Consider the following 4,117-nt stretch of genomic DNA (forward strand, 5'->3'; position numbering starts at 1 on the left):
GGCCCGGTCCCGGTGCGCGGGCGGCGGCCGCCGTCGCCCCGGCCTCGGTGCATGGCCGGACCCCGTCGGCCCGGGTGACGGGCGCCGGGCCATCTCCCCGGCCGGACCGCACACCCCCGCATCCGAGCCCCCGGCCGGACCGCACACCCCCGCATCCGAGCCCCCGGCCGAACCGCACACCCCCGCATCCGAGGCGCGGGGTGGTTCGGCCCGGGCCGCGCGAGGCCCGGGCCCCCGATGACGCCCGCAGGGCCCACCCGCCCGTTCGGCCGGAAGCGGATGAGGGCCGCGAAACGCCGCCGTGGTCCTTCACGGCCCACCCCCGACGGGCGACCATGCCGTGTCATGGACATCTTGCTCGTCGCCAGCGCGTTCAACAGCCTGACCCAGCGTGTGTTCGCCGAACTGTCGGACGAGGGGCACCACGTGGACGTCGTGCTCGCCTCCCACGGCCCCGACACGGTCCGGGCCGCCGTACGCGAGGGGTGCCCGGAGCTGATCGTCGCCCCGATGCTGAAGTCGGCCCTGCCGGAGGACGTGTGGCGGGAGCACACCTGCCTGATCGTGCACCCTGGGCCGCCCGGGGACCGGGGCCCGTCGTCGCTGGACTGGGCGATCGCCGAGGAGGCGTCCGAGTGGGGCGTGACGGTGCTCCAGGCCGACGCGGCCATGGACGCGGGGGACGTGTGGGCGGACGGCACCTTCCCGGTGCCGCCGACGGGCAAGAGCGACCTGTACCGCAACGAGGTGGCGGACGCCGCCACGGCCGCCGTGCTGCTGGCCGTGCGCCGCTACGCCGAGGGGTCGTACAAACCGCGCCCGCAGAGCGAACCCGGGACGCACGTGCTGTGGCGGGACTGCTTCCGCCAGGAACAGCGGGCGATCGACTGGGAGCACGACAGCACGGCGACGGTGCTGCGCAAGCTGCGGGGCGCCGACTCCCAGCCGGGAGTGAGGGACGAGATCTGCGGCCGGGAGGTGTTCCTGCACGGCGGGCACCCCGAGGACCGGCTGCGCGGGGAGCCGGGGGAACTGCTCGCCACCCGGGCAGGCGCGCTGTGCCGGGCGACCCGGGACGGCGCGGTGTGGATCCCGGAGCTGCGGCCCCGCAAGAGCTCCGGTGACCCCGCGCCGTTCCGCCGCCCGGCGGCCTCGGTGCTCGCCGGGTTCCCGGCCCCGCCCGGCAGCGGCCCGGGCATGCCGGGTGCGTACGACCGCCCGTACTGGCTGCCCGAGATCGCCGCCCCGCTCGAACTGCCCCCGGACCGCACCACCTGGACCGACATCCGCTACCGGCAGCGCGGGCACATCGGCTTCCTGACCTTCTCGTTCCCCGGCGGGGCCATGAGCACCACCCACTGCCGCCGGCTGCTCGCCGCATGGCGGTACGCCCTCACCCGCCCCACCTCGGTTCTGGTGTTCGGCGGCGCGCGCGACTTCTTCTCCAACGGCATCCACCTCAATGTCATCGAGGCGGCGGACGACCCGGCGGGCGAGTCCTGGTCCAACCTGAACGCCATGAACGACCTGGTCGAGGCGGTGTTGCGCACCACCGACCGGCTGGTCGTCTCGGCCCTCGGCGGCAACGCGGCGGCGGGCGGCGTCATGCTCGCCCTGGCCGCCGACGAGGTCTGGTGCCGCGCGGGCAGCGTCCTCAACCCGCACTACCGGAACATGGGCCTGTACGGGTCGGAGTACTGGACGTACTCGCTGCCCCGCCGGGTGGGCGCCGAGACGGCGGAGCGGCTGACGACCGAGGCGTTGCCGGTGAGCGCCGCGACGGCCGAGCGCATCGGGCTGGTGGACCGTCTGCTGCCGGTCCCTGCCGCGGAGTTCGCTCCCGAGGTCGAGCGCCTGGCCGCCGACCTGGCCGCCGACCCGGACCTTCCGCGCCGGATCACCGCCAAGGCCACGGCCCGGCACGCGGACGAGCTGACGCGGCCCCTCGCCGAGTACCGGCGGGCCGAACTCGCCCGGATGCGGGCCGTCTTCTTCGATGCCGAGGCGCCCTACCACGCACTGCGGTCCGCCTTCGTCCGCAAACTCCCGAACGGCAACGCCCGGCCGCTGGCCACCGGGGACGCGCGATGAGCGCGCGGCTGCTCGTCGCGGGGGTCGGCAACATCTTCCTCGCGGACGACGCCTTCGGCCCCGAGGTGATCCGCGCCCTGGACCAGGACCCGTTGCCGCCGGAGGTGCGGGTGCGGGACTTCGGTATCCGCGGCATGGACCTGGCGTACGAGCTGCTCGACGGCTACGACACGGCCGTCCTGGTCGACGCGGCCGTGCGGGGGCACGAGCCGGGCACGCTGTCGCTGATCGAGCCGGACCTCCCCGACGGTTCCACGGCGGGCGCGCCGCCCGAGGCGCACGGCATGGACCCGGCGAAGGTCCTCGCCCTGGCCGCCCACCTGGGCGACGAGCCCCTCCCCCGCGTCCTGGTCCTGGCCTGTGAGCCCGAGCTGCGGGCACCCGCCGACGAGGACATCGCCCCGGGCATCAGCGTGACGGTGCGCGAGGCGGTCGGGCGGGCGGTCGCGGCGCTGCACACCATGGTGCCGGTGCTGCTCGGCGACCCGGGCGCCACGCCCCCGTTGAGCCGCCCGGACGAATCAGCGGCCCTGTCGTCGGCCGGGCTGCCGGGCACGGTGAGCGGCGGCGCGGAGGATCGGTAGCGGAACGATTTCCCTACCGACCCGCGAGGAGCGGCGCCCATGTGCGATTCCGTGGACGAGGCCACCCGGGCCGTCCTGGCGAAGAACGACGGTCTGGCCGCGGACCTGCGTGAGGAGCTGGCCCGGCGCGGGGTGAGCGTGGTCAACCTGCTGTCCAGCCCGGGCAGCGGCAAGACGGAACTGCTCGGGCGGGTCCTGGCCAGGGCGGTGGAGCGGAGCCTTCCGGTGGCCGCCCTCACCGCCGACCTGGCGACGGAGAACGACGCCGGCCGGCTGGCCCGTTCGGGCGCCCCGGTGACGCAGCTGCTGACGGACGGCCTGTGCCATCTGGAGGCGCGGCAGCTGCGCCGTCATGTGGAGAGCTGGCTGCCCGGGGGCACGTCACTGCTGTTCGTGGAGAACGTCGGCAATCTCGTCTGCCCCGCGTCGTACGACCTCGGCGAGAGCCTGCGGGTCGTGCTGATGGCGGTGACGGAGGGCGAGGACAAGCCGCTGAAGTACCCCACGGCCTTCGGATCCGCCCATCTGGTGGTACTGACGAAGACCGATCTGGCCGGGCCGGCCGGGTTCGACGAGGCGGCCTTCGAGGCGAACGTCCAGCGGGTCAACCCGGGGGTGGAGGTGCTCCGCTCCTGCGCCCGCACCGGCGCCGGCGTCGACGCCCTGCTGGAACGCGTGCTGGGTGTCCGGGACGGAGCCGCTGTCCACCGGCCGCCCCTGGCACCCCGCCCGCACACCCACACCCACACCCACACGCACGAGGGCGCCGAAGCCGGCCTCGTCCCGTGACAGCGCCCGTCACCCGGGCCGTGCGCCGCCGCGTCACCGTGCGCGGAACCGTGCAGGGCGTGGGCTTCAGGCCTTTCGTGCACCGCCTCGCCACCGACCTCGCGCTCACCGGATTCGTGGGCAACACGGCGAGCGGTGTCCTCATCGAGGTGGAGGGCCCGCCGGACGGGGTCGGCACCTTCTGCGACCGGCTGGCCGAGGAGGCTCCGCCGCTGGCCTCCGTCACCGGCGTCGGGGTCGAGGAGCTGCCCGTCACCGGAGTCGACGGCACCTTCACCATCCGCTCCACCGACCGCTCCCCCGGCAGCACCCTCCTCCCGCCCGACACGGCGGCCTGCGCCGACTGCCTGCGCGAACTGGGCGATCCGGCCGACCGCCGGCACCGGCACCCGTTCGTCACCTGCACCCACTGCGGCCCCCGCTTCACCATCGCCACGGGCATGCCGTACGACCGGGCGGTCACGACCATGTCCGGCTTCCCGATGTGCGGCGCGTGCGCCCGGGAGTACGGCGATCCCCTGGACCGGCGTTTCCACGCCCAGCCGGTGGCCTGCCCCGGGTGCGGCCCCCGGCTGCGTCTGGTGCCGGCGCCCGGGAGCGGGGCGCGCCCGGCGCGGGACGCCGAGGCCCTGTCAGCGGCGCGGGCGCTGCTG

Annotated in this window: 4 protein-coding genes; all 4 read left to right on the plus strand. The window is 75.3% G+C overall.

The window, feature by feature from the left end; translation table 11 throughout:
• Positions 1-345: 345 nt before the first annotated feature.
• Positions 346-2,091: an enoyl-CoA hydratase-related protein gene (locus GTY56_RS31845; protein WP_161368751.1), complete on the plus strand. Its 1,746-nt coding sequence runs from the start codon at positions 346-348 to the stop codon at positions 2,089-2,091.
• Positions 2,088-2,675: a hydrogenase maturation protease gene (locus GTY56_RS31850; RefSeq protein ID WP_161368752.1), complete on the plus strand. Its 588-nt coding sequence runs from the start codon at positions 2,088-2,090 to the stop codon at positions 2,673-2,675. Before GTY56_RS31845 ends, GTY56_RS31850 begins: the two co-directional genes overlap by 4 nt.
• Before the next feature lie 39 nt (positions 2,676-2,714).
• The gene (hypB, locus tag GTY56_RS31855; protein WP_161368753.1) at positions 2,715-3,464 is read left to right on the plus strand and encodes a hydrogenase nickel incorporation protein HypB; all 750 of its coding nucleotides are present in this window, start codon (positions 2,715-2,717) and stop codon (positions 3,462-3,464) included.
• On the plus strand, positions 3,461-4,117 hold a 657-nt coding region (locus GTY56_RS31860; RefSeq protein ID WP_161368754.1), incomplete at its 3' end, for an acylphosphatase. The genes hypB and GTY56_RS31860, both read left to right, overlap by 4 nt.

This window comes from Streptomyces sp. SID5643 (assembly GCF_009872555.1).
Taxonomy (GTDB): Bacteria; Actinomycetota; Actinomycetes; order Streptomycetales; family Streptomycetaceae; genus Streptomyces; species Streptomyces iakyrus.